The sequence below is a fragment of the Natronospirillum operosum genome, from assembly GCF_004768465.1.
Taxonomy (GTDB): Bacteria; Pseudomonadota; Gammaproteobacteria; order Pseudomonadales; family Natronospirillaceae; genus Natronospirillum; species Natronospirillum operosum.
The window spans coordinates 8,507-33,048 of sequence record NZ_SRMF01000009.1 but is presented as its reverse complement, the minus strand read 5'-3'; the positions used below and the strand labels follow the sequence as shown (position 1 = coordinate 33,048).

Annotated in this window: 25 protein-coding genes; 11 read left to right on the top strand and 14 right to left on the bottom strand. The window is 62.3% G+C overall.

Going from position 1 to position 24,542, the window contains the following annotated elements; translation table 11 throughout:
- Positions 1 to 49: 49 nt before the first annotated feature.
- A complete protein-coding gene (locus tag E4656_RS16390; RefSeq protein WP_135484393.1) occupies positions 50 to 1,318 on the bottom strand; it encodes an extracellular solute-binding protein in 1,269 nt (422 codons plus the stop codon).
- A gap of 249 nt (positions 1,319 to 1,567) precedes the next feature.
- Here E4656_RS16390 and E4656_RS16385 point away from each other — a divergent pair, with 249 nt between their 5' ends.
- Together E4656_RS16385 and E4656_RS16380 are read left to right on the top strand one after the other, a co-directional pair.
- Entirely contained in the window at positions 1,568 to 2,758 is a 1,191-nt protein-coding gene (locus E4656_RS16385; RefSeq protein ID WP_135484392.1) for an ROK family protein, read from the top strand.
- 17 nt (positions 2,759 to 2,775) lie between these two features.
- A complete protein-coding gene (locus E4656_RS16380) occupies positions 2,776 to 3,147 on the top strand; it encodes a hypothetical protein (RefSeq protein ID WP_135484391.1) in 372 nt (123 codons plus the stop codon).
- A 14-nt stretch (positions 3,148 to 3,161) separates the two neighbouring features.
- On the opposite strand, the gene E4656_RS16375 is transcribed toward E4656_RS16380, so the two are convergent.
- The 5 genes from E4656_RS16375 to xylB form a co-directional block, all read right to left on the bottom strand.
- Entirely contained in the window at positions 3,162 to 3,977 is an 816-nt protein-coding gene (locus tag E4656_RS16375) for an ATP-binding cassette domain-containing protein (RefSeq protein WP_135484390.1), read from the bottom strand.
- Positions 3,974 to 5,254 (bottom strand): sugar ABC transporter permease, encoded by a 1,281-nt coding sequence (locus tag E4656_RS16370; protein ID WP_135484389.1) that lies wholly within the window; start codon positions 5,252 to 5,254, stop codon positions 3,974 to 3,976. The genes E4656_RS16375 and E4656_RS16370 overlap by 4 nt, the downstream gene beginning before the upstream one ends.
- 67 nt (positions 5,255 to 5,321) lie before the next feature.
- Positions 5,322 to 6,356: a D-xylose ABC transporter substrate-binding protein gene (xylF, locus tag E4656_RS16365; RefSeq protein WP_135484388.1), complete on the bottom strand. Its 1,035-nt coding sequence runs from the start codon at positions 6,354 to 6,356 to the stop codon at positions 5,322 to 5,324.
- Positions 6,357 to 6,573: 217 nt separating this feature from the next.
- On the bottom strand, positions 6,574 to 7,899 hold the full coding sequence (gene xylA, locus E4656_RS16360) for a xylose isomerase (protein ID WP_135484387.1): 1,326 nt from the start codon (positions 7,897 to 7,899) through the stop codon (positions 6,574 to 6,576).
- Positions 7,900 to 7,910: 11 nt separating this feature from the next.
- On the bottom strand, positions 7,911 to 9,380 hold the full coding sequence (xylB, locus tag E4656_RS16355) for a xylulokinase (protein ID WP_135484386.1): 1,470 nt from the start codon (positions 9,378 to 9,380) through the stop codon (positions 7,911 to 7,913).
- A gap of 143 nt (positions 9,381 to 9,523) precedes the next feature.
- Between xylB and tal the strand changes: the two genes are divergently transcribed.
- From tal to E4656_RS16335, 4 genes are all read left to right on the top strand, one after another.
- Positions 9,524 to 10,477, top strand: a complete 954-nt coding sequence (gene tal, locus E4656_RS16350) for a transaldolase (protein WP_135484385.1) — start codon at positions 9,524 to 9,526, stop codon at positions 10,475 to 10,477.
- A 97-nt stretch (positions 10,478 to 10,574) separates the two neighbouring features.
- Positions 10,575 to 10,901 carry a DUF2288 domain-containing protein gene (locus tag E4656_RS16345; protein WP_135484384.1) on the top strand — a complete coding sequence of 109 codons (327 nt, stop codon included), beginning with the start codon at positions 10,575 to 10,577 and terminating at the stop codon, positions 10,899 to 10,901.
- An 11-nt stretch (positions 10,902 to 10,912) separates the two neighbouring features.
- Entirely contained in the window at positions 10,913 to 11,428 is a 516-nt protein-coding gene (locus tag E4656_RS16340; protein WP_135484383.1) for a DNA-deoxyinosine glycosylase, read from the top strand.
- A gap of 88 nt (positions 11,429 to 11,516) precedes the next feature.
- Positions 11,517 to 11,957 carry a universal stress protein gene (locus E4656_RS16335; protein ID WP_167856099.1) on the top strand — a complete coding sequence of 147 codons (441 nt, stop codon included), beginning with the start codon at positions 11,517 to 11,519 and terminating at the stop codon, positions 11,955 to 11,957.
- A 20-nt stretch (positions 11,958 to 11,977) separates the two neighbouring features.
- Here E4656_RS16335 and E4656_RS16330 read toward each other — a convergent pair whose 3' ends face one another.
- On the bottom strand, positions 11,978 to 13,297 hold the full coding sequence (locus E4656_RS16330; protein ID WP_135484381.1) for a DEAD/DEAH box helicase: 1,320 nt from the start codon (positions 13,295 to 13,297) through the stop codon (positions 11,978 to 11,980).
- 210 nt (positions 13,298 to 13,507) lie between these two features.
- On the opposite strand from E4656_RS16330, the gene E4656_RS16325 reads away from it, so the two are divergent.
- The gene (locus E4656_RS16325; RefSeq protein WP_135484380.1) at positions 13,508 to 14,068 is read left to right on the top strand and encodes a glutathione S-transferase N-terminal domain-containing protein; all 561 of its coding nucleotides are present in this window, start codon (positions 13,508 to 13,510) and stop codon (positions 14,066 to 14,068) included.
- A 10-nt stretch (positions 14,069 to 14,078) separates the two neighbouring features.
- Here the strand turns inward: E4656_RS16325 and E4656_RS16320 are convergent, their stop codons facing one another.
- Both E4656_RS16320 and gcvA read right to left on the bottom strand, forming a co-directional pair.
- On the bottom strand, positions 14,079 to 15,527 hold the full coding sequence (locus E4656_RS16320; protein ID WP_135484379.1) for a methyltransferase domain-containing protein: 1,449 nt from the start codon (positions 15,525 to 15,527) through the stop codon (positions 14,079 to 14,081).
- Positions 15,524 to 16,435 (bottom strand): transcriptional regulator GcvA, encoded by a 912-nt coding sequence (gene gcvA / locus E4656_RS16315; RefSeq protein WP_135484378.1) that lies wholly within the window; start codon positions 16,433 to 16,435, stop codon positions 15,524 to 15,526. Before gcvA ends, E4656_RS16320 begins: the two co-directional genes overlap by 4 nt.
- Positions 16,436 to 16,610: 175 nt before the next feature.
- On the opposite strand from gcvA, the gene E4656_RS16310 reads away from it, so the two are divergent.
- Together E4656_RS16310 and E4656_RS16305 are read left to right on the top strand one after the other, a co-directional pair.
- Complete coding sequence (locus E4656_RS16310; RefSeq protein ID WP_135484377.1) at positions 16,611 to 16,832, top strand: RSP_7527 family protein; 222 nt, start codon at positions 16,611 to 16,613, stop codon at positions 16,830 to 16,832.
- 140 nt (positions 16,833 to 16,972) lie between these two features.
- Positions 16,973 to 18,952, top strand: a complete 1,980-nt coding sequence (locus E4656_RS16305) for an ATP-dependent helicase (protein WP_167856098.1) — start codon at positions 16,973 to 16,975, stop codon at positions 18,950 to 18,952.
- Here E4656_RS16305 and E4656_RS16300 read toward each other — a convergent pair.
- The 3 genes from E4656_RS16300 to E4656_RS16290 form a co-directional block, all read right to left on the bottom strand.
- Positions 18,949 to 19,233, bottom strand: a complete 285-nt coding sequence (locus E4656_RS16300; protein WP_135484375.1) for a hypothetical protein — start codon at positions 19,231 to 19,233, stop codon at positions 18,949 to 18,951. The two genes, E4656_RS16305 and E4656_RS16300, sit on opposite strands and share 4 nt — an antisense overlap.
- Positions 19,230 to 19,649: a peptide-methionine (R)-S-oxide reductase MsrB gene (gene msrB / locus E4656_RS16295; protein WP_205849248.1), complete on the bottom strand. Its 420-nt coding sequence runs from the start codon at positions 19,647 to 19,649 to the stop codon at positions 19,230 to 19,232. Before msrB ends, E4656_RS16300 begins: the two co-directional genes overlap by 4 nt.
- Positions 19,650 to 19,731: 82 nt before the next feature.
- On the bottom strand, positions 19,732 to 20,334 hold the full coding sequence (locus E4656_RS16290; RefSeq protein ID WP_135484373.1) for a hypothetical protein: 603 nt from the start codon (positions 20,332 to 20,334) through the stop codon (positions 19,732 to 19,734).
- Between the two features lie 134 nt (positions 20,335 to 20,468).
- Here E4656_RS16290 and E4656_RS16285 point away from each other — a divergent pair, with 134 nt between their 5' ends.
- Positions 20,469 to 21,161: a hypothetical protein gene (locus tag E4656_RS16285; RefSeq protein WP_135484372.1), complete on the top strand. Its 693-nt coding sequence runs from the start codon at positions 20,469 to 20,471 to the stop codon at positions 21,159 to 21,161.
- On the opposite strand, the gene E4656_RS16280 is transcribed toward E4656_RS16285, so the two are convergent.
- Positions 21,049 to 21,462, bottom strand: a complete 414-nt coding sequence (locus E4656_RS16280; protein ID WP_135484371.1) for a response regulator — start codon at positions 21,460 to 21,462, stop codon at positions 21,049 to 21,051. The two genes, E4656_RS16285 and E4656_RS16280, sit on opposite strands and share 113 nt — an antisense overlap.
- A 174-nt stretch (positions 21,463 to 21,636) precedes the next feature.
- On the opposite strand from E4656_RS16280, the gene E4656_RS16275 reads away from it, so the two are divergent.
- On the top strand, positions 21,637 to 22,470 hold the full coding sequence (locus tag E4656_RS16275; protein WP_167856097.1) for a cyclic nucleotide-binding domain-containing protein: 834 nt from the start codon (positions 21,637 to 21,639) through the stop codon (positions 22,468 to 22,470).
- 377 nt (positions 22,471 to 22,847) lie between these two features.
- Here E4656_RS16275 and radA read toward each other — a convergent pair whose 3' ends face one another.
- The gene (radA, locus tag E4656_RS16270) at positions 22,848 to 24,221 is read right to left on the bottom strand and encodes a DNA repair protein RadA (RefSeq protein ID WP_135484369.1); all 1,374 of its coding nucleotides are present in this window, start codon (positions 24,219 to 24,221) and stop codon (positions 22,848 to 22,850) included.
- Positions 24,222 to 24,542: the final 321 nt, after the last annotated feature.

Below are 24,542 nucleotides of genomic sequence, written 5' to 3'. Positions count from 1 at the left end.
GCATACCGCCCAGAGGGCGGTATGCTGCAGTGACTCGGATCAGGTCAGATCAACGGAATTCCCAGGCTTCCTGGATCTGCTGAACAGCCTGTTCCGGGGTGACGCGGCCGGCCACCAGATCGGCCGACATGTCGTTGATCACACCGCCCACTGAGGCACCCAGAGCCTGGTCCCAGAACACCTGGTGCCAGGAGGAGTTGGCAATGGTCTCGGCCACCATCTGCAGGTGCTGGTCTTCCATGTGTTCCTGCGCACCATTGGCAACCGGAATGATGATGCCCTCAGCGGCCAGACGTGACTGCTGCTCGGGGGCCAGGAAGAATTCCAGCCATTTGACCGATTCCTCGGTAGCACGACCCGAGGTAAAGGCAAAACCGTCCACACCACCGATGGTAGCGCTCGGATCACCCTCACCACCTTCCACTGCCGGGAAGTTGAAGTAGCCCAGGCGGTCACCGGACACACCTTCACCGCTTTCGGACTCGGAAGTCTGCACACCGATATCCCACTCGCCCATCAGGTGAATGGCGGCATTGCCGTTGCCGAACACACCGGCCGCTTCGTTATAGGCGAAGCCCATGTAGCCCGACTGGAATGGCTCCAGGTCGGCCAGACGCTGCAGTTCCTCGCCGGCACGGATGTAGTGCTCGTTGACGAAGCTGGCTTCATCGTTGAGGATGGCCTCGAACAGCTCCTGACCACCGGTACGCATGGCCAGATAGGTCCAGTAGAAGTGCAGCGGCCAGCGCTCGGAACCACCCGCCGCGATGGGCGTGATGCCGGCATCTTGCAGCGCCTGAACCACATCCAGGAAGTCATCCCAGGTTTCGATGTCGTCAGAGCTGACACCAGCCTCTTCAAACAGGTCTCTGTTGTACCAGAAGCCTACGCCGGCCAGACGGTAGGGGGCGCCGTAAAGACGGCCGTCAACTTCATAGGCCTCCAGAATACCTTCCGGGATATTGCCGCGCAGGCCATCGGCCATGTCGGTGATGTCACCGAGCAGACCGGACTGGGCACGCATGCGGTAGTCATCACCACCGAAGCTCCAGTACAGGTTGGGTTTGACGGAAGCCTGCAGCAGCGTGGGCAGACGCTGTTGCATCGCCTGGTCGTCCATGAACTCGAGTTCAACTTCGATATCCGGATTCTGCGCCTGGAAATCCTGACGCAGTTCATCCCAGACTTCACGGATAAAAGCGTCCTGCTGATTGTGCAGAACGTGAACCCGCTCCTGCGCGTGGACCGTGGCGGCCCCTGTCATCATGAGTACGCTGGTAGCGCAAGCGCCCGCCAGCAAGCGTTGGAAAGTGATCATTGCGATGTCCTCTGTTTGTTTCTTGTGGTTATATTCATTTGACCGCTCTGACTGAAGACACGAGCACTGGCGGTCGGTAGCACTGCTTTCGGGTCTGGTGGGTCTTGAGGAAGACTTCCAAACTAATTTTGTGTCTCAAACTAAATAAAACACAGGGAAGCGGCGCTGTCAAAATTTTTTCGAGAGTCGACTTAAAAAAAAGCGCACTGTACACTCTCAGCCATAAAAGCAGCATTTCTCGGCAGATTCATGAGCAACAGAAAAACCGATACTGAACAGATCCGTGCCGCCAATCGTGCCGAGGTGATCAGCGCCCTGCGGGTGTATGGCCCGGTAGCGCGGGTGGACATTGGCCGTATCACGGGGCTCAGCCCCGCTACCGTCACTGCCATCACCTCGGAACTGGCCGAGCACAACATCATTCAGGAAGTGCAGGCCCCCCGCGAGAGCTCCGGCCGGGGTCGGCCGCGGGTCATGATCGACCTGAACCCCGACAAGGCTTCGGTGCTGGGTCTGAAGCTGTCCATCAACGAACTGCGCCTGATGCTGGGCGACCTCAAGGGCAACATCATCAGCGAAGCCGTGGTCGCCGTGCGCACCCTGGACCAGGACGCCGAGAGCCTGAATGCGGTCCTGCTCAAGGAAGCCGAACATTTTCTGGCCCAGCATCCCGGCCACCAGCAGTTGCTGGTCAGCGCCGGCATTGCGATTCAGGGTTTTGTCGATGCCCATCAGGGCAATGTGGTCTGGAGTCCAGCGCTCTCGGTCAAGCACATCAACCTGACCAACCACCTGCAGCGGCATCTGGGCTGTCCGGTGGAACTGGCCAATGACGCCAACTGCATCGCCTATGCCGTGCAGATGCAGCAGCAATACGTCGAGTGCCGCGATTTTATCGTGGTCATGCTCGGCTATGGTGTCGGCGGTAGTCTGATCATGAACGGCGAGCTGTATACCGGCCATCTGGGCGCAGCGGCCGAATTCGGCCACACCAAGTATTCCCACGACGGGCCGCAGTGCGCCTGTGGCAAGCGCGGCTGCATCGAGGCCTATGTGTCCGACTACGCCTTGTACCGGGATGCCAGCGCCATCATGAACCTGCCGGCCACCGACCGTCGGCACCCGTCGGAAAAGCAGATGCAGAAGCTGACCGAACTGGCACGTACCGGCAACGAGGCGGCTCGGGAGCTGTTTGCGCAGTCCGGTCGGGTACTGGGCTACGGCATTGCCAACATGCTGGCCCTGATGAGCCCGGAGCGGGTCGTTGTCACCGGGCCTGGTGTGCGCGCCTATGACCTGCTGGAAGACGGGGTGCGGGAAGGCATTCGCAATGCCCTGGTCAACGAACTGTCCAGCGGCACGGCCATAGAACATCTGCCCTGGTCGGAAGACATGACCGGCAAGGGCATTATCGCCCTGGCGCTGAAACACTTCGGATAGCCACAAGGAGCCCTGCCATGCTGTTGTATTTCTACGGTCAGGCCGTCCTGGGGCTGGTGATTCTGCTCGCCGGCATAAAGGGGCTGCGCAACGCGGGCCGCCCCATGCGCGGACGGCGGCTGCTGGAAGGCATCGAGTTTCTGTGGACCATTATTGCAGTCATTCTGATCAGCGCCCTGTTCGGCATGAATCCGGTGGCGGTGGCCAGCATGGCCCTGCTGATTCATTTTCTGATTTCCGCCGCACTGTCCACCATGGTAGAGACCCGCACCCGCCAGGGGCTGGATGCGGGCTATCCGGGCTGGTTCAGTTGGTTGGAAATCATCTGCGGCGCCCTGATGCTGGGCGCCAATGCGCTGTTCGTCATCCCGGCCTGGGGCCAGACCTGAAGCCCGCCACCTGATCAGAGGTCGGGCACGCCCTCGGTTGGCAGTTCCTCCGCCGGAATGGCACCCGGCCCGGGCTCGGCGCCGCCTGGGCATTTGCCCAGTATGATCATGCCCAGCACCTCGTCCTTGGTCACCCGCTCCACCGGCGCCCGGCCAACCACCTGACCGTTTTTCATCACCACCACCCGATCCGACAGATCGAACACATCGTGGATGTCATGCGAAATCATGAAGATACCAATGCCCTGTGTTTTCAGGTGCTTGACCAGATCCGCCACCTGGGCCGTTTCCTGCGGCCCCAGAGCGGCCGTGGGTTCGTCCATGACCAGAATGCGGGCATTGAAATAGAGCGCCCGCGCAATGGCCACGGATTGCCTCTGCCCGCCGGACAGTGACTTCACCGGATCACTGAAACGCTTGAAATTGGGGTTCAGGCGACCCATCACCTGCCGGCAGGCCGCTTCCATGGCGCCATCATCCAGCGTGCCCCAGCGGGTGGTGATTTCCCGCCCCAGAAACAGGTTGGCAGCCGCATCCACGTTGTCCGCCAGCGCCAGCGTCTGATAGATGGTTTCGATACCCAGCGCCTTGGCATCACGCGGGTTGTCGATACTGACCGGCTTGCCGTTGATCAGTATCTCGCCCTCGTCCTTCGCATAGGCACCGGACAGTATCTTGATCAGCGTCGACTTGCCGGCACCGTTGTGCCCCAGCAGCCCCACCACTTCACCGGGATGCAGGTCCAGGCTCACATCATCCACGGCCCGAATACCACCGAAGGACAGCGAGATATGCCGCATCTCGACCAGAGGTGTCTCAGCGCTTGTCATGTGGAAGTCCCCCGTCGATACAGTGTGTCGACCCAGACGGCCAGAACCAGCACCGAGCCGACCACGATATTCTGCAATGGCGTCTCGATACCCACCAGCACCATGCCCGACTGCAGTGACTGCATGATCACCGCCCCCAGCATGGCACCCGCCACCTTGCCGACACCGCCGGCCAGAGAGGTGCCGCCGATCACGGCGGCGGCAATGACATAGAGTTCGTCCAGCGTGCCCTGCGCATTGGTGGCCGCATTCAGGCGCGCCGTGGAAATGGCCGCTGCAATGGCTGCCAGCACACCCATGATGATGAACACCTGCATGATGACCCGGCGTGTATTCACACCGGCCAGTTCCGCCGCTTCAGGATTGCCGCCGATGGAAAACACATAGCGGCCAAAGCGGGTTCGGGTGGCGACAAAGGTCATGATGACGCCCACCGCCAGTGCGACCAGCACCGGTATGGCAAAGCCATGCCCGATCACCAGACCGCCATCAGGCACCGGGATGCTCTGAGCCTCCGCGTAGCGCTCGGCCACGCGGGTCGGCCAGGGGTAGGCATTGGCCACCGCCGCCGCCCCAATGGTGATGCCGCTGACGGACAGACCCACCAGCCACTCGGCCCACAGCGGTCGCAGCGGAAAGCCGTGGCGCCGACGCTGCCGACGGTTGCGTACCAGCCCATACACCACCACCACACAGATGGCAGCGGCGATCAGCCAGGTGGCGAGTTCCCCCACCGAGCCCGTCGGGCCACCACCGAGCATGCGGAACTGGGCGTCCATCGGCGCTACCGTGCGGCCCGACGTGACCCACCAGGCAGCACCGCGCCAGACCAGCAGACCACCCAGAGTGACGATAAATGCCGGCACCTTCATGTAGGCAATGATGTAGCCCTGCAGGGCGCCGATCATGGCACCGGCCAGGATGCCCACCAGCAGGGCTGTTACCCAGGTGAACGGATGGCCATAGCCCCACATCTGGGGCAGTATTTCAGCCTGGGTGACACCGATGATCATGCCGGTGACGCCCAGTACGGAGCCCACCGACAGATCGATATTACGTGTAACAATAACCAGCACCATACCGGTCGCCATTACCGCGACCGAGGCGCTCTGAACACTGAGATTCCAAAGATTGCGCGGGGTCAGAAAGGCGCCGCCGGTCACGGCATTGAAGCCCAGCCAGATCAGTGCCAGCACGGCAATCATGCCCACCAGGCGCGTATCAACCTCTGTCGCCGCCGCTGCCTTTTTCAGCGGGGCCAACAATGGCTTGAACATAGGGGTACTCCGGGTTACCGAGAAAGCCTAAAAAAAGCCGGGCCCGCAGGCCCGGCACAAGCAGGCGTCAGTTACAGACAGCCACTGAGGCGTCCGTTACCCCCTGACAGACCACATCTCTCTCAACCCAGCCGGCGTCGATCACGACATCAAGGTTGTCGCGCATAATGGGCACCGGCTCCAGGAACAGGGACTGCATCTCTACACCGCGCGGGCCATCAGCCCACACTGTCGCACCGGGTACCCGGTGCAGCGGCGTGCCATTGGCCAACAGGAAAGCGATATTGGCTGCTGCATGGCCCAGATCACGGGCATCCTTCCAGACCGACACGGTCTGGGTGCCCTGTGCGATCCGGTTCAGCGCGGCATGGTCGCCGTCCTGGCCGGACACCGGCACATCACCGTCCAGACCCTGCGCACTCAGCGCGGCCACAACACCACCCGCGGTGCCGTCATTGGACGCCACCACCGCATCCACTTCGTTGTTGTTGGCAGTGAGGAACTGCTCCATGTTGCGCTGCGCGTTCGCCGGCAGCCAGCCGTCGGTATAGGCTTCACCGACATTGACGATATCGCCGCTGTCCAGTGCCGCCTGCAACACTTCCAGTTGGCCTTCATGCAGGAAATCGGCATTGGGGTCGGCCGGCGAGCCCTTGATGAATACGTAGTTGCCGGTCGGCTGCTGCTCGAACACGGCCTGGGCCTGCAGACGACCGACTTCACGGTTGTCGAAGGTCAGGTAGAACGCATCCGGATGCTCGATCAGGCGGTCATACCCCACCACCGGAATGCCCTCGTCGGCCGCAGCTTCGACAGCAGGCCCGATGGCATCGGCATCCTGAGCCAGAATGATCAGCGCGTCCGCCCCATTGGCAATCAGGCTTTCGACATCGGTCAGCTGCTTGGAAGCTGACGACTGGGCATCAGAAGAAATATAACGTGCACCCAGGTGATCCAGCGCCTCGCGAATGGCCGCCTCGTCTGTCTGCCAGCGTTCTTCCTGGAAATTGGACCAGGAAACACCAATGGTAATGTCCGCTGTCGCCAGCATGGGGGCAGCAGTCAGAGTAGTTGCGACAATAGTCGTCAGTATCCGTTTCATAGCACTCTCCATGGAGATCTTGTTGTTGTTTTGCCGGACCTTATTTTCAGGTCCTGAATTTATTTAAAGCAGAAACACCATGCTTGTCAATAAAAATGCGGCGTGCAGGCCCTAAAATCGTCACATGGAGGTCAAAAAACAGGCGTTTTAACGCAAAAAGTCTGGTGCCGAAGCACCAGACTTTACAAAACACCCCTAATTTTGTGCCCGAGTCGAATCAATTGCGGTTGAAAATCACCCGATTGACCATGTTCTCCAGCATCTCCTGACGCGAGGACACCGGCTTGGGAGCAATGTTCTTGTCCACCGCATAGTCGGCCAGACCGGCCAGATCCAGCTTGCCACCCAGAATCTTTTGCCCCAGATCCTGCTCCCAGCCGGCATAGCGGTTGTCGACAAAACGCTGCAGTTCACCCTGCTCGTAGAGGTCTGCTGCCTTCATGAAGGCCAGCGCCATGGTGTCCATGCCACCGATATGCGCATGGAACAGATCTTCGGCATCAATGGAGGTGCGGCGCAGCTTGGTATCGAAGTTGAACCCGCCCGTGGTGAAACCGCCGGCCTTGATAATTTCGTAGCAGGCCAGCGTCATTTCTTCGACGTTGTTCGGGTACTGATCGGTGTCCCATCCGTTCTGGTGGTCACCGCGGTTGGCGTCGACAGAGCCCAGAATGCCAAGCGACGACGCCGTTGCAAGTTCGTGCTCAAAAGTATGCCCCGCAAGCGTCGCGTGGTTGACTTCGATATTGACCTTGATTTCATTTTCCAGTCCGTACTTCTGCAGGAAGCCGAACACAGTCGCTGAATCATAGTCGTACTGGTGCTTGGTCGGCTCCTGGGGTTTCGGCTCGATCAGGATGGCGCCCTTGTAACCGATACGGTGCTTGTGTTCCACCACCAGTTGCATGAAGCGACCGAGCTGTTCCTGTTCACGCTTCAGGTCGGTATTGAGCAGGGTTTCGTAGCCTTCGCGCCCCCCCCACAGCACATAGTTGGCACCGGCCAGCTTGTGTGTGGCCTCAAGGGCCTGCTGCACCTGGGCAGCGGCATAGGCAAACACTTCCGGGTCGGGGTTGGTCGCCGCACCGGCCATATAGCGGCGGGCGCCAAAGTTCTTGGCCGTACCCCAGAGCAGTTGCAGGCCGGTTTCTTCCTGCTTCTGCGCCGCCCGATCGATCATGCGGGCGAAGTTTTCCCGGCTCTCGCGAATGGTGCTGCCTTCCGGCGCTATGTCATAGTCATGGAAGGTCCAGAACGGCGCGCCCAGGCGCGCGAAGAAATCGAACGCCACGTCCATTTTCTGTTCGGCCAGAGACAGTGCATCCGCACCACTGTGCCAGGGACGCTGGAAGGTGCCTTCACCAAAGACATCGGCACCGTCCCAGCAGAAGTTGTGCCAGTAGCAGACGGCAAAGCGCAGCTGCTCTTTCAGAGTCTTGCCGAGGACAATGCGCTCCGGGTCATAGTGCCGGAATGCCAGCGGATTGTCGGAGTCCGGTCCTTCGTAGCGGACCGGTGCAATATGATCGAAGTAGCCGGACATGGTGTTTCCTCTCAATATTCCGGTGAATGATGAAGTGAGGCCGTCTGCTGGTGCAGGCGGCGGAACAGGGCCAGACGGCGGCGGTGATGGTCCGCACGCCCGGAGTCCGGCTCATGAGTCTGAACAATGGGTGGCGGCGGACAGATGGCTTCGATACTGGCATCGTCATCACCGGCCAACCCAAGGTGAGCCAGGCGGGCCGCACCCAGGCCGGGGCCGACCTCGCCACCTTCCCTGAAATGCAGGGTGCGCTGCAGCACATCGGCGATCAGCTGACGCCAGAACGCCGACCGCGCGCCGCCGCCGATCAGTGAAATATCCTGCAGCGGGGTACCGGCGGCCTTCAGCGCGTCTTCGCCATCGGCAATGCCGTAGGCCACGCCCTCCAGCACCGCCAGCGTCAGTTCCGCGCGCTGGGTGGAGCCGGAGAGGCCGAAGAACTGGGCGCGCAGGTTCGGGTCATTGTGCGGCGTTCGCTCGCCGGTCAGATAGGGCAGAAACAGCACCGGGGTCTCCCGCACATCACTGGCTTCCACCTCGGCCAGCAGCTCGGATACCGTGGCGCCGGTCAGGTTGGCCAGCCAATCCAGGCAGGAAGCTGCGCTGAGCATGACCGACATCTGGTGCCAGCGTTCTGGCAGACAGTGACAGAATGCGTGCACGGTCTGTTCCGGCGCCGCGCAATGCGCTTCGCTGACCACGAAGTAGACACCCGAAGTACCCAGCGAGATAAAACCCTGGCCAGGTCGGGTGACCCCGACGCCAATGGCGCCGGCGGCATTGTCACCGGCACCGCCCACCACCGGAACCTCCCGCAGGCCGAGCTCTGCCGCCGCGGCCGCGCTGACGCGGCCGGTCACCCGACTGCCTTCGGTCAGTGCCGGCATGTGATGACGCTCTAGCCCGCTGATGCGCAGCAGCTCATCATCCCAGTCCCGGGTCTGCGGGTTCAGCCACAGCGTACCGGCCGCATCGGACATCTCCGACCAGTATTCACCGGTCAGACGGAAGCGCAGATAATCCTTGGGCAGTACCACACGCGCGATGCGGGCAAAGTTCTCGGGTTCGTGCTCACGCACCCACAGCACCTTGGGCGCGGTAAAGCCCGGCATGGCCACATTGCCACTGCGAACCCGGAAGTCGTCCAGGCTGTCTTCCAGTACCCGGCATTGTTCGGCACTGCGCCCGTCGTTCCATTGAATGCAGGGCCGAATCACCGCACCGGTACTGTCCAGCAATACCGCGCCATGCATATGGCCGGCCAGCCCGATCGCTTTGACCGCGCCGAGATCCTGCCGCCTGCCCAGTTCAGCCAGCGCCTGCTGCAGAGCCGCCCACCAGTCTTCCGGTTGCTGCTCTACCTGCGAAGGTGAGGGGTACTGCGTCTGCACCGAGGCCGATGCGGAATCAACCACTGATCCATCCGCCCCAGTGAGCACGGCCTTGAGGCCGGATGTGCCCAGATCCAGTCCGAGATACATGATTTCCTCCCGACTGAGTGGCGCCTTTTTGCTTGTGCGTTATATGCGCCACTCAAATTAATTTGCTACTCGAAATTATAATGTGACAGAATCCATACCGAGTCAAATATTTTCTGTCTCAAACTATTCAGGGAGACCCGCAGATCATGAACTGCCTGCAGCAGCTGCGCCAGTACACCACAGTGGTGGCCGACACCGGCGACTTCGATGCCATCAAGACCTATCAGCCGGAAGATGCCACCACCAACCCCTCGCTGCTGCTGAAGGCAGCGCAACAGGCGTCATATCAGCATCTGGTGCAAGCGGCAGTCGCCGCCGCCAGGGCCGAACAGAACACCCCGGAACAGAGGCTCGAAGCCGCCATGGATCACCTGTCTATCGCCTTCGGGCGGGAACTGACACAGGTCGTACCCGGCTATGTGTCGACCGAGGTGGACGCCCGCCTGTCCTTTGATCGCCAGGCCACTGTCGACAAGGCGCATCGTCTGATGGCGCTCTATGAAGCCGCCGGCGTGGGCCGCGAACGCATCCTGATCAAGGTGGCCTCCACCTGGGAAGGTATTCAGGCCGCCCGCGAGCTGGAGCAGGCCGGCATTCGCTGCAACCTGACGCTGCTGTTCTCGCTGCCGCAGGCCATTGCCTGTGCCGAAGCCGGCGTAACGCTGATCTCGCCCTTTGTCGGCCGCATTCTGGACTGGTACCAGAAAACCAACGACCGCACCTACAGCGCCACCGAAGACCCAGGCGTGCAGTCCGTGCAGGCCATCTACCGCTACTACAAGACCCACGGCTACGACACCATCGTGATGGGCGCCAGCTTCCGCAACGAGGGCGAGATAGAACAGCTGGCCGGCTGTGATCGTCTGACCATCAGTCCGGCCCTGCTGGAGAGCCTGCAGCAGCGTGACAATACCCTGACCCGCGTGCTGGCCCCCGAGCAGACATCCGACCTGCCCCGGCTGTCCCTGAACGAGGCCGAGTTCCGCTGGGCCATGAATGAAGACGCCATGGCGACCGAAAAGCTGGCCGAGGGCATTCGCACCTTCCATCGTGATGCCGAGGCCTTGCGCGACCTGCTGCGGCCCATGCTGGGCTGAACCGGTTTCAGCCCGCCGCCACGGACGGTAGAATGGCGGGCAGGGCCTGCCTGCGGCAGGCCCGCCCACTCACCTGCTGCCGGAGTATCGCCCCGAAATGAGCAAGGACCGTCGCCAACTGACCGATGACGAACTCAACGCCGTGCTGAATACCGAGACCGCCCGCATCAACTGGCTGGAGCTGCAGCCGCATTTCGCCCGCGGCCAGGTGATTCAGGTGGATGCCGAGCTGGATCTGGTGGCCGTGGCGAAGGAACTGGTGCGGGACAACAAGGCGCAGTTCGAAACCTGGACAGAACGCGGCCAGGTGGCCGGCGTCAGCAATGAACAGGCCCAGGCCTGGTATGACCAGAAAGCCGATGTCTGGGCCGTGGTGGTGGCGCCCTGGGTGCTGGTGCAGACCGCTGCGCCGACCACACACTGAGCGATCCTGCCATGAGCCGGGTCCACAGCTTCCTGCCCATTGAACCTGCATCTGCCCGCGTGCTGATCCTGGGCTCCATGCCGGGTCGGGCCTCGCTGCAGGCGCAGCGCTACTATGCGCATCCGCGCAATGCGTTCTGGCCCATCATGGGCGCCCTGCTCGACTTCGACCCGGTACTGCCCTATGACCAGCGACTGGAGCATCTGCGCGCCGCCGGCATCGGTCTCTGGGATGTCCTGCAGACCTGCACCCGCAGCTCCAGTCTGGACTCGGACATCATCGAAGACAGCATAGTGCCCAATGATTTCGCTGGCTGGTTCGAGCGCCACCCGCATACGCAGGCCGTGTTCTGCAATGGCAGCAAGGCCTGGCAAAGCTACCGCCGCCATGTGCTGCCGGCCCTGCCCGCCCCCTGGGCTGACCTGCCGCTGCAGCGCCTGCCCTCCACCAGTCCGGCCCATGCGGCCATGTCCAGGGCCAACAAGCAGCAAGCCTGGCAGACAGCACTGGCCCCCTGGTTCGGTTGAAATACTGATCTGGATCAATGTCCCCGACTGCAGGAAGACTAGAGTGGAGTTGAGGCCACTCAAAAAAGCGCCTCGGGAGGGAAAAGACATGACCAAACTCGTACTGGTACCGGTAGACGGTTCCGCACATGCCCGGCAGGCTATCGAATTTGCCGTCGACTGGGCGCGCAATCATGATGCGAAGCTACATCTGTTGCACGTACCCGATCTGCCCAGCGCCAGCGAACTGGCCTTCGTGGACCGCTACTCCATCGATGTCAGCAAAACCACACAACGCCTGGAGATGATTGGCCAGGACATAGTGGCAGAAGCCATGGACATGGTGCGTGCGAAGGACTTTACCGCTGTGGAGGGTTCCGTGAGCATCGGCAACCCGGCACAACAGATCACCGACAAGGCGAAGGACCTGAAGGCGGATCTGATTGTCATGGGGTCACGCGGAATGGGCGATTTCAAGAGCTTGCTGGTGGGCAGCGTGTCACACAAGGTAATGCAACACGCGCCCTGCACCTGCGTTGTGGTGCGCTAGCGGTCATTCAGCCTGACCGTCTAGGCGACCTGACGACGGCGGTTGCCACTGCGGCTGCCGCCGTTGCTGTCACCGCCACCACCGCGTCGCTGCTGCGCACGGCCGGAGTTGTTGCGACCACCATTGTTGTTGCCGTTACCGGGACCGCTGCGTCGCGGCGGGCTGCCACGACGAGGCTGCGTGGGGTCCGGTGAGGCCGGCAGGTTGTTCAATGGCTCGAAGCCTTCAATCTCCACCCGCTCGAGGGTGCGCTTGATCAGTCGTTCGATGCCTTTCAGGTCATCGAATTCATCCGCACAAACCAGCGAGAACGCCTGCCCGTCGGCGCCGGCACGGCCGGTACGGCCAATCCGGTGCACATAGTCCTCGGACACATTGGGCAGATCGAAATTGACCACCTGCGGCAACTGCTGAATATCAATGCCGCGCGCGGCGATATCCGTGGCCACCAGGGTGGTGACTTTGCCCGCCTTGAAGTCGGCCAGGGCCTTGGTGCGCGCAGTCTGGCTCTTGTTGCCATGAATCGCGGCGGCCGGAATGCCGTCGGCTTCCAGCAGCTTCACCAGCTTGTTGGCGCCATGCTTGGTGCGCGAGAACACCAGCACCTGATGCCATTTCCGAGCCTTGATCAGATGGCTCAGCAGCGCCGGCTTGCGCTTCTTGTCGACCGGGAAGATGGTCTGCACCACCAGCTCCGCCGTTGAGTTGCGCGGGCTGACATCGACTTCCACCGGATCGTTCACAATGGTACGCGCCAGTTTGCGGATATCATCGGAGAACGTCGCCGAAAACATCAGGTTCTGACGCTGAGTCGGCAACACCTTGATGATGCGACGGATATCGTGAATAAAGCCCATGTCGAGCATTCGGTCGGCTTCATCCAGAATCAGAATTTCCAGATCCCGGAAGTGCAGCGCTTTCTGCTGAAACAGGTCCAGCAGGCGGCCTGGGGTGGCGACCAGAATGTCGACGCCCTTTTTCAGCGCCGCAATCTGCGGGTGAATGCCCACACCGCCGAATACCACGGCTGAACGCAGCGGCAGATGGCGGCCATAGGCCTGAATATTGTCTTCCACCTGTGCCGCCAGTTCGCGGGTCGGCGTCAGTACCAGAGCGCGCACGGCACCCGGTTTGGCACGCTGACCAGCGGACAGCAGCTGCAATACCGGCAGCGTGAAGCCGGCAGTCTTGCCGGTGCCGGTCTGGGCAGCAGCCATGACATCACGCCCCTGCAATACAGCGGGAATGGCTTTGGCCTGGATGGGAGAAGGTTGGGTATAGCCTTTCTGACGAACGGCATCAAGCAGGCTTGCAGACAAGCCCAGGGTATCAAATGACATAGTACTCTCAAGAAGTGTCACGGGATGGCCCCGCGCGCGAGTACAATGTTTTGACTGACTCCGGGCGGGAAGAAGGGCGCAGTCTACTGCAGCCTCAAGGCAATAGCCAGTGTTCGCTGCAACATTGACGAAAAGCCGACAGCCGCCCATATTGGAGCCATCCCGGGGCCAGGGTCGGCCCACCCATTGCGCATATTGCAGGAGACATCTATGCAACTGTACGGCAGCTACACCTCACCCTATGTGCGACACTGTCGCATTGCCCTGCTGGAAACCGGCACCTCGTTCGAACTGATCGAAACCGACAACAAGGCCAGTGCCGAGGGCTCGCCGGCGCAGAAAGTGCCCTATATGGAGGATGGCAATGTCCGCCTTTATGATTCCGCCAGCATCCTCAAGTACATTCGCGAGCGCGCCGGCCAGGCCTGGCTGCCGGACGTGAAGCAGTTCGATCTGTTCTGCCTGGCCAACACCGTGCTGGACGCCTCCGTGAATGTCTTTCAACTGGAGCGCGCCGGGATTGACCCGCAGAGCAATGACTACCTGAAACGCCAGTCGGCGCGCATCAGCACCACGGTTGAGGCGCTGGAAGCCTGGGCGCAGGAAAAACCCTTGCAGTGGAATGACGCCACCCTGCGCGTGGCCTGCTTTGTGGCCTGGGCGCAGTATCGGCAGCGCGTCGACTTCGCCGCCTGCCCGGCCCTGCTGACCTGGCTGGAAACGGCCAGCACCCGCGACGAGTTCAAATCCACCGCACCGCCTCCGGCCTGAACAGCCAGAATCAGGGCCTGACTGCCAGCCAGGCCTTGAAACAGGTGTTCTCGAAGATGGTGTGCACCGGCGCAAAACCGGCCTGCGCCAGCAGGTCGGTGTTCTCGTCCTCATGCAGCGGCACCAGAATGCCTTCCAGGCTGCGGTCCTTGGCGTCGATCTCCGCCTGCGTATAACCCTGACTGCGCTTGAAGGCATGATGCACGCGCCGCAGGCGGGCTTCCTGCTCCGGGTCACGCCGCCGTACCTTTTCCGCCAGAATCAGTCCGCCGCCCGGGCGCAGGGTGTCGCACAACCGGCACAGCAGCGGCAGTCGATCGGCAACCGGCAGAAACTGCAGCGTGTAGCAGAGCACGACCATGTCTGTGGCCCCTGTCGCCGCAGTCAGATCAAAGCTTCTGATGTCGGCACAGTGGTATTCCAGATTGGGCCGCAGTTGCCGCTGCGCGGCGGCAATCATGGTCGGCTCGGCATCCACCCCGCAGACGCGACTGTCCGGGCAGGCCTGACTGAGGCGGGCCGACAGGGTGCCGGTGGAACAGCCCAACTCCAGCAGCCAGCCCTCGGGCCGGGCAAAATCCACCGCCAGCCCGGCAATCAGTTCATGCAGGGCATCATAGAAGGGAATCGAACGCCGGATATGGTCATCAAAGCTGCGCCAGGTCTCGCCGCCGAAGGTCCAGGCCCGGGGCGGCGCAAACAGGCCGTCACCCACGGCATCGGTGCCGGCCTGCGCAATCGGCTTGCGCAGCAGCCAGTATTGCTGATGCGCCGAATCGAATGCGGCCTCGTAACTGCCCAGCCGGCCCTGTGCTTCCGGTTCGAAACCGACCTGTTGCAGCAACCGTTCATACTGTTCCGGTCTGCGGTGCAGCTGAATGCGGCGCTGCCCCGGCAGCAGATAGCGCCAGCGCTGCCACCAGGGCACCGGCACATGCTGCAAGGCCAGACGCGGCACCGCGGGCCAGCGCCACCACGGCGAACCGGCGGCGGCCTCCAGTCGGCAACTCTCGCGCAGAAACAGCCAGCCACCCGGCTTCAGCGCCCGCAGGACATGCGTCAGCACCTGCCGTGCATCGGCATCATCCAGATACATGAACAGCCAGTTGGAAAACACCAGATCGTACTGCGCGGCGCCCAGATCTTCGGCCACCGCATCGGCGACCCGGTAATCGATATTGTGTCGCGCCGCATGGCGCTGCCGGTTCTCGGCAATGGCATCGGCCGACAGGTCCAGTGCCAGCACCCGCTCCGCACGTTCGGCCAGGCGGCCGGTAAAGCGACCGATGCCGGCGCCCAGGTCCAGCACCCGATAGCCGGTCAGATCCGGCAGGTGATCGTCGATCTCCTGCAGTTCCGCCTCGTTCAGCGCCTGCAGCGCCGGGTCACGCGCCAGCGCCGAACCGAAGGCCGGGTCACCGCCCCGGCGCCAGAACAGTCGACCCCACAACCGGTTCATGGTTTGCCCGAGCCTGCCGTCAGTGCATCCAGCGCCATGGCAGCCATGATCCAGTTGCGAAACTCGCGCATGGCATAGCTCATGGGGCGGTCCTTCTGGTAGACCAGATAGAACGACTTGTCCTTGCCCAGCGTCTGCTCCAGCGGAATCACCAGTTGCCCGGACTGAATCTCGTCCGTGACCAGATTGACGTCGGCCAGCGCCACCCCCAGCCCCTTGGCAGCCGCGCGGGCCGTCAGCAGCGAGCTGGACAACACCATGCCCTTGCGCCGCTCCTGATACTCCGCCCCGGCAGCGGCGAACCACAGATGCCACTCGTCCGGCCGCCGACTGACATGCAGCAACGTATGCCAGCTCAGGTCCTCCGGCGTCTCGATGGGATGACGCTCCAGCAACTCCGGCGCACAGACCGGTACCAGCACGGAATCCTTCAGAAAGTGGGCTTCCACGCCGTCCCAGCGCCCGTCGCCATAGTAGACCGCCATATCCGTATCACTGTGCGCAAAATCAATCAGCCCTGTGGAGGCGGCAATATCCAGCTCGATATTCGGATGTTCCTCGTAGAAGTGACTCATGCGCGGCAGCAGCCAGCGGCTCAGAAAGGCCGGCGCCACGGCCAGCTTGAGCTCACCGCTGGTGTGTTCACTGAGCAGGCGCTGGGTGGCGCGCTCGATGTCCTGCAGGGCTTTCTGCACCGTCTGCAGGTAGAGACGCCCGGCCGACGTCAGTTCGACGCGCCGCGTATGGCGCTCGAACAGCTCCAGCTCCAGAAAGGTCTCCAGCGACTTGACCTGGTGACTCACGGCCGATGGCGTGACATGCAACTCGCCTGCAGCCTGCTGGAAACTGCCCAGGCGGGCGGCGGCTTCAAAGCTGCGCAGACTGTTCAGGGGTGGAAGTCGTTTGATGCTCTTCTCCTGGGGTAGCGGGTGATCATTCTATATGGATGAATTTTACTAATCCATGGGCTGAAAAACGATCGTTTGTCACCCTGCGGGCAGTCCTTATCATACAACACCGTAGAGACGAGGTTATACGCGCTCTGCAATCCATTTTTACCGGTTGAAGGAGACCTGACCTTAAATGAAAGTTGACTATGATCCCGCAATTGTTCTTGACCGTTTTGGCAACGTAGACGTCCAGTTCTACGAAGAAAAGGCTCGCCGCATGCGCTCCGAAGCCTTTTTCCATGGTCTGCAGACACTGGCGCGCACCGTACGCACCGCTGCTGTCGATCTGGGCACTGCCATTGGCAAGAAGCTGAGCCACAGCGGCTCAGTCGGTTCAGTCTCCCGTCAGGCCTGAAGTTGATGCCTGAGGGGCTGATCCCCTGAGGCACTCCGACCGGGTGCAGTCGCCACCAGACTGCACCCAGGTCGAGTGCATTCCCACCCCGATTCCTTTATCCTGCCGGCCCACAGTCACTCTCGTACTTGACCGGTATTTTGGCCCAGACACCTGCTCCACCAGACCATGCCCCGACCTCTGCTTCCCGTGCCCACGGCCTGTCCCTGCGCCTGACCGATGAACAGACCGCTGCCATTCAGGGTCGACAACAGCATCAACGCATCATTGCCGTTGCCGGTTCCGGCAAGACCGCCACCCTGATGGAACAGGCCCACGCCCTGCTGCAGGATGGCGTGCCCCCGAAACGCCTGCTGGTACTGATGTACAACCGCAGCGCCCGCGCAGACTTCGAACAGCGCTTTCGCAGCCTCTACCCCGGCCCGCTGCCGGATGTGCGCACTTTCCATGCGCTCGGTTTCAGCATCTACCGGACCCTGGTCCGACAGGGGCATCTGTCCGCCTGGCAGGGCGACCTGCTCAGTGACCGGGAACTGGAACCGCGCGTCTGGCGCTGGCTGCAGGAGCTGGCCACCACGGGCGAGCAGGCGCAGGACATGCAGGCCAACCGCCGCAAATGGGTGGAACCGGCCATGACCTTTATCGAACGCGTCAAGGCAGGGCTGGACTCACCGGAACAGGTGTTCGAACAGCTGAACCTGAATCTGCAGGCCCGCCCCTTTGTCCGCCTGTTCGAACAACTGGAAAGCTGGCGCCGGGACCATCGCCGCCTGACCTTTGCCGACATGATCTATGATCCGGTGCGGCTGTTCAGCAGCCGCCCCGATATCGCCGCCGGCTTCGCCGACCATCTGGACCACGTCATTGTCGACGAGTTCCAGGACATCAATGCCTGCCAGCATGCACTGCTGGAGGCCGTCACCGGTGAGCGCGCCCGGGTCACCATAGTGGGCGACCCGGATCAGACCATCTATGAGTTTCGCGGCTCCGACCCCGGCTTCATGCTGCATCATTTTCCGGCGCGCTATCCGGACGCCACCACCCGCACCCTGAGCGCCAGCTTCCGCTACGGGCCGAACCTGGCCAGTTGCGCCAACCGGCTGATTCGCCACAACCGCCAGCGTGAGCCGGTGCAGACACGATCCGCGCCGTCGACGCCGGATACGCAGGTGGTCCTGCATGAGACCGAGCATGAGGTCGCGCTGATCGGCCGCCTGCTGCGTGACTGGTCCGCCGCCGGAGAACTGGAGGACGTGGCCATCCTGCACCGCCTCTGGGCCCAGGCCGGGCGTCTGGAGTTGCAACTGCTGACGGAACAGATCCCGTTTCGCCTCGAGCATGGCGGCTCGGTGCTGCAGCGGCAGGAACTGCAACCCCTGCTCGCCCTGTGCCAGGTTGCCGGCGGCCGCCTCGACGGCGCCACCACCGAGACGCGGCTCGCGCTCTGGACCAGCCTGCTGACCCAACCCTATCCCAAGATTCAGCGGCGTCTGCTGACCAACATGGCGCGCGCGCTCGCCACCTCCGAGCTGCCACCCTACCGGGCCCTGATGGCGCATCTGCCGGACAAGCTCTCCTACTGGCAGCAGGACCAACTGGCCCTGCGCGCCGACGTGATCCGCCTCGCCGAACAAGGCACCACCGGCGCCAGCCAGTTGCTGAGCAGCTGGCTGAACCAGACCGACTACCTGAACAGCTTCGACGACAGTGCCTTCTCGGCGCAGCAGGCCGATGAGCAGAAAGAAACGGTACGGGGGTTTGTGGCTTTCATGCGCGAACAGGACCGCCCGGCGGCAGCCGTCAGTGACTGGCTGGACAGCCTGCTGGCAGAACGCCAGGCGCACAATGCGGACCCGACCGCTGGCCAGGTCTGCCTGACCAGCCTGCACAAGGCCAAGGGGCGGCAATGGCAGCGGGTGATCGTGCCGGGGCTGAACCGACACTTCTATCCCTATCATCCGGAGGGGCATCTGCGCCTGCCGGTGGACGAAGAAAGCGAACGGCGCCTGCTCTATGTCGGCATTACCCGCGCCGTCCAGGCCCTGCACCTGATCACCCCGACCGCGCGCAGTGATCAGAGCCTGTTTGTGTCAGAGCTGGGGCTGACGGCGCAGCGTTAGGCTTCGCCGGCCTTGTCAGCAGCGGCTTTCTCGGCCGCTTCGTCGGCGCGCTTGCGCGCATGCAGCTGCTTGGCGATCGACAGTATCAGCACCAGTGCAAACAGGCCGATGGTGCGCCCCCATTCGACCTCACCAAAACCGATAAAGACAATGCCGAAGCAGGCCATGAAGACCATCATGCCCCAGGCATAGGCGGTAAAGCGGTTCAGGCGCCACCAGCGAAACCAGAGCGCGGGCGAGGCCAGCAGCACCGCAAACAACAACAGATAAACCACAGTCATGCCGAATCGGACTCCTTGCTGTCGGCACTGGGCCGGAAGTTGAGCGCCACCGAGTTGATGCAGTAGCGCAGCCCGGTCGGCGCCGGGCCATCGGGAAATACATGGCCCAGATGCGCTTCACACTGGGCGCACAGCACTTCCACACGATGCATGCCCAGGCTGTGATCATCGCGCTTGATCACCTGGTCACTGGCCATGACTTCGCTGAAGGAAGGCCAGCCGCAGCCAGCATCGAATTTGGTGCTGCTGGTGAACAGCGGCGCATCACAGCAGATGCAATGGTAGGTACCCGGCTTGAAATGATCCCAGTACTCGCCGGTGAACGGCCGCTCGGTGCCGGCATGCCGGGTCACCCGATAACTTTCGGCAGGCAGTTCAGCCTGCCATTCCGCGTCTGACTTGTTGAGCTTGGCCATGATCGACTCCAGGCGTTATGCCGGTGGCGCAGACTCTACAAACTCCGGCAGCCTGATACAAGTCGGGATGGAACCCGCCACATTACAGGCGAAAGGAGAAACGGAAATCCAGCCGCGGGTCGACAAAATTCTGCACCGTGCCCAGATCGACTTCCTCGCCATCGGTCACGCAGCGTTCGCCCTGCCGCGCGGTCACCTCACCGGCGGAGACATCCGCGCCCAGATGCACACTGAACACGGGGTTGAACTGCCAGCGGTAGCCCCAGCGGGCCTGCACATTGAGCGGCACCAGTGGCCGGCAGACATCGGCCAGCTCGTCCTCGAAATCCGCATCCGGCACTATGCTCAGCCAGTTCAGGCCGGCGCCATAATAGAAGCCCGACTCGCGCTCCTGCATGCGTGTCCACTGCACCCCCAGCGTATGGAAGCTGCCGCCGACATCCTGATAGAAGGTGTACTGCGGGCCCCACATGGCGTCTTCCAGCGGCACATCAATGGCGATATCGAACATCACAGGATCATCGTCGTCTCCCGTCCAGCCTTCCAGCCCCTGCCACAGGCGGTAGGGGTTGAAGCGCACCTCCACGGCCTGCGCCAGCGGCGCCAGCACCAGCAGAGCCAGCACCAGCAGCCAGACGACACGCGGTCGGGTCCGCAAACGATCACGCACAACCTGTCCTGTCATTGAATTGACGCCCTTGAACGAGTACCCACTTACTGTGCACAACTCATACCAACAGGTAAATTTTGCGCACGGTCGTGGACCCGTTCACAGTAGCGGCTGCCGGTTCGCCGCCGGCCCATGCTAGACTCTGCCGCATGCCGGAGACCCCTGAAAGACGTCTGCAACCCCTGTATCGACTTGCCCGCAAACTGCGCCAGCAGTGGTCGGAGGTACCGCCCGTGGCCTGGATTGCAGTCGTGGTCCTGCTGTTGCTGGGGCTGGGTTATGCGGTCGGCTTCACCACCGGCCAGGGGCAGGCCGAACGCACTGCCAGCCAGGCCGAGCGGGCGTCGGTGCAGGCTCTGGAAGCACAGCATGCCGAGGAACTGACGGCCCTCAGACAGTCCAGGGATCAGCTGCGCCAGGCCCTGCAGCAGCTGTCGGAGCAGGCGCGGGAGCAGGTCACCTCGGCCGAATTGAGCACCGAAGCGCTGGCCGACCTGCAGGCCGATCTGGCTGCACTGCGGCAACGCCATGCCGCTCTGGAGTCACGATATGAGGAACAGTCTGCCCGCCTTGCCGCTGCCGAAGCGGAGGCCGAAAGGCTGCGTCAGCAGTTCCGCGAAGAACTGGAGCAACTGCAACAGACACACCAGGATGAACTGGAGCAACTGCAACGGACGCACGAATCCGAACTCGAGCGCCAACAGCAACTGGAGCAGCCGACCCTGCCGTTCAGCCCGCAAAGCCTCGAATGTCCGGGACCATCCGGAACGGGCTACCACTGTTCTGGAATGCCGGCGGCCGCAGCAGGGTACCGGCCAGATGGCGCAGTGATACCGGACTGATATCCAGCCGCTCCAGCAGCGCCGGGAAATCGGCCGGCAACGGGTCCAGGGTCAGCAGGATCATGCGCACACCCGGCTGCAGGCGGCGCAACGCAATCAGCGTATCCACCTCGACCGGGTCCAGCCTGGTGTGCGTCACTATGATGATGTCCAGCGCATGCTGCTCGGCCAGCATTTCCGCCGCATGCCAGTCCGTCGCCTCGAACAGCGTCGTGTGGGGCGACTGACTGAGCAGGGCCGCTTCCACCTGCCGACGCACGACCGGCAGCTCGCTGTGCAGCAACACATTGGGTGACAGCATGACGCACCTCCCATTGACGGCTTCTGCCAATGAGCATAGAACAGAACTGATTCAGTCATTGTGGCAATTGGTTACAGTCCGTTATCCGGTGTGCCTGTAATGCCAACCGGTTCATGTTGTCCACGCGTCCAGCCTGCTAGAGTGGACAACAAACACCAAGGGGGACCGATTCTGATGCTTCTACTGGCCGCCACTTCCGAGGTACCGCAGCAACTGGCCAGCCGGCTGCGGCAACTCAATGAGCTCATTTTTCAGACTCTGGACAAGCCCGACCGGATCATCGAGCTGCATCCGGGTGAGTCCCTGCACACGGCCATGCCGGCGCAAAAATGGGCCTGGCTGCGCAATGGCGATGTTCGCGGGCTGCTTCAGGAGCGGGCTGTCATTCAGATGGAGCGGGGCGATCTGCTCGGTCTGACCGGAGGCTACGGTCTGCCGGACCTGACTTATGTGTCACAGTCTCATGCCGAGGTGGCCCTCTATTCGATTGACCAGGTGCTGCACTATGTTCATGAGACACGTGACCGCGCGGCCCAGTGGACGGCCTTTCTGCTGACCCAACTGAGCCTGTGCCAGCAGGGCCTGCTGCCTGATCCGGTGCACGACCACAACAGTACCGGCTTTCTCGAGTTCGCTGCGGGTGAAACCATCATCCGCGAAGGCGATCCGGCCGGTGAGGTCTACCACATGGTCCAGGGTCATGCCGATGTATACCGCAACGGCGTGGTGGTCGGTGAAGTACCCCCGGGCGAACTGTTTGGCGCCATGGCCATGCTGTGCGGCACCCCGCGCACGGCCACCGTGGTAGCCCGAGAAGATGCCCTGGTGGCGGCCGTGCCGCAGGCCGATTTCCAGGCACTGATTCAACGCCACCCGGAAACTGCCGTGACTCTGATGGAGAACATGTCGCGCACCATCAATGACCTCAATGTCCGCATGCAAGGGCGTGCGGAGAGCGCCTCCGAACAGCCGCAGTCCGACATGGACCCTGACCGGCATGCATTGTAGGCAATTTCCTACAGCGGCTGACCGAACTTTGCCATCACCGCCGCTTCTGTAACCCTGTTAGGGTATGCCTGTGCTCAGGGAGAGCCAGAAGGACAACAGGCAGGATGCCTGCACAGGACGTGATTTCTTCATCGGAACCTGGCAGGACCGAGAGTTCCAGCGGATGGAACAGACCCACGGCACAGGCTCAGGATTGAGTCCTGTCGGAGGGCAGGCAGGGAGCGCAGCAGGATGCACCAAGGGAAAAGGACTTCCACACCGCACACTTGATCGCGACTCGCGTCGCTCGCTACAAATGAGGCACAACACCCTGTAGCGAGGCACGCAAGTGCCGATTGAAGGGCAGTTGACGCCGCCATCGCGACTCGCGTCGCTCGCTACTCCAGCAGTGACGTCACCTGATCCAGCGCCTCCTGCAGGCTGCTGACCCCCAGTACCGTCAGGCCTTCCACCGGTTTGCGCGGCGCGTTGGCGCGCGGCACCACCGCATGGGTGAAGCCGTGTTTGGCGGCCTCCGTCACCCGTTCCTGGCCAGACGGCACCGGCCGCACCTCACCGGACAACCCAACCTCCCCGAACACGCACAGACTCTTGGGCCAGGCCCGGTTGCGCAGACTCGACAAAATCGCCAGCAGACTGGCCAGGTCGGCACTGGTCTCGTTGATTTTCACGCCGCCCACCACATTGAGATAGACATCCTGATCACCGGTGAAGATACCCCCGTGCCGGTGCAGCACGGCCAGCATCATGGCCAGACGGTTCTGATCCAGACCCAGGGTGACCCGCTTGGGATAGCCACCGGGACTGTCGTCCACCAGTGCCTGCAGTTCGACCAGCAGCGGCCGGGTGCCTTCCCACAGCACGGTAACCAGTGAACCCGGGCTGGCCTCGGCCTGCCGGTTCAGGAAGATGGAACTGGGGTTGGTGACCTCCTTCAGACCCTGCTCCAGCATGGCAAAGACGCCCAGTTCATTGACCGCCCCGAAGCGGTTCTTGATCGACCGCAGGGTGCGAAAGCGGCTGTCGTGGGCGCTTTCCAGCATAACCGAGCAGTCGATCATGTGCTCCAGCACCTTGGGTCCGGCCAGCGAGCCGTCCTTGGTTACATGACCGATCAGGAACAGTGCCGTCTGCTGGCGCTTGGCATACTGGGTGAGCATGGCGGCGCTTTCGCGCACCTGTGATACCGAACCCGGTGCCGATTCGATATCCGGATGATGCACCACCTGAATGGAGTCCACGACCAGAATATCGGGGTTCAGAGCCTCGGCCTGATCCAGAATCGCCGCCACATTGGTTTCTGCCATGACCTGCACGCGGTCCGTGGGCAGGTTGAGGCGCTGCGCCCGCATGGCGATCTGCTGCAGGCTTTCTTCACCAGTGACATAGAGCACACTGTGCTTTTGGGCCAGCGCGCACAGGGTCTGCAGCAACAGGGTAGACTTGCCCGCGCCGGGGTGGCCCCCGATCAGGATGGCCGAGCCGGCCACCAGGCCACCGCCCAGCACCCGGTCGAATTCGCCGATGCCGGTATTGAGCCGGGGCATCTCGGCCAGGTCGACATCGCTGAGGGTCTTGACCTCGGACAAGGCGCCCGCGAAGCCCTGACGCCGCGCACCGGCAGTGGCCTTGGCCGGGCGGAACTCCTGCACCGTGTTCCAGGCCTTGCACTCGCCGCACTGGCCCTGCCATTTGGAGTACTCCGCTCCGCATTCGGTACAGACGAAGGCAATGTCCTTTTTCTTGGCCATGGGCTGGAGGGTCCGGCTGTGAAGAGAGAGGGTACTCTACCGCCCGGATGGGTCCAGAGGCAACGGTGAGCGTATCGGGGCCTGTGGCCTTCAATCGGGACTTGCGTCCCTCACTACACGTCCCTCTCTACAGGGTGCTGCGTCTCATTTGTAGCGAGCGACGCGAGTCGCGATGGCGGCGTCAGCCGCCCTTCATACGGGCCTGTGGCCTTCAATCGGGACTTGCGTCCCTCACTACACGCGCCTCTCTACAGGGTGCTGCGTCTCATTTGTAGCGAGCGACGCGAGTCGCGATGGCGGCGTCAGCCGCCCTTCATACGG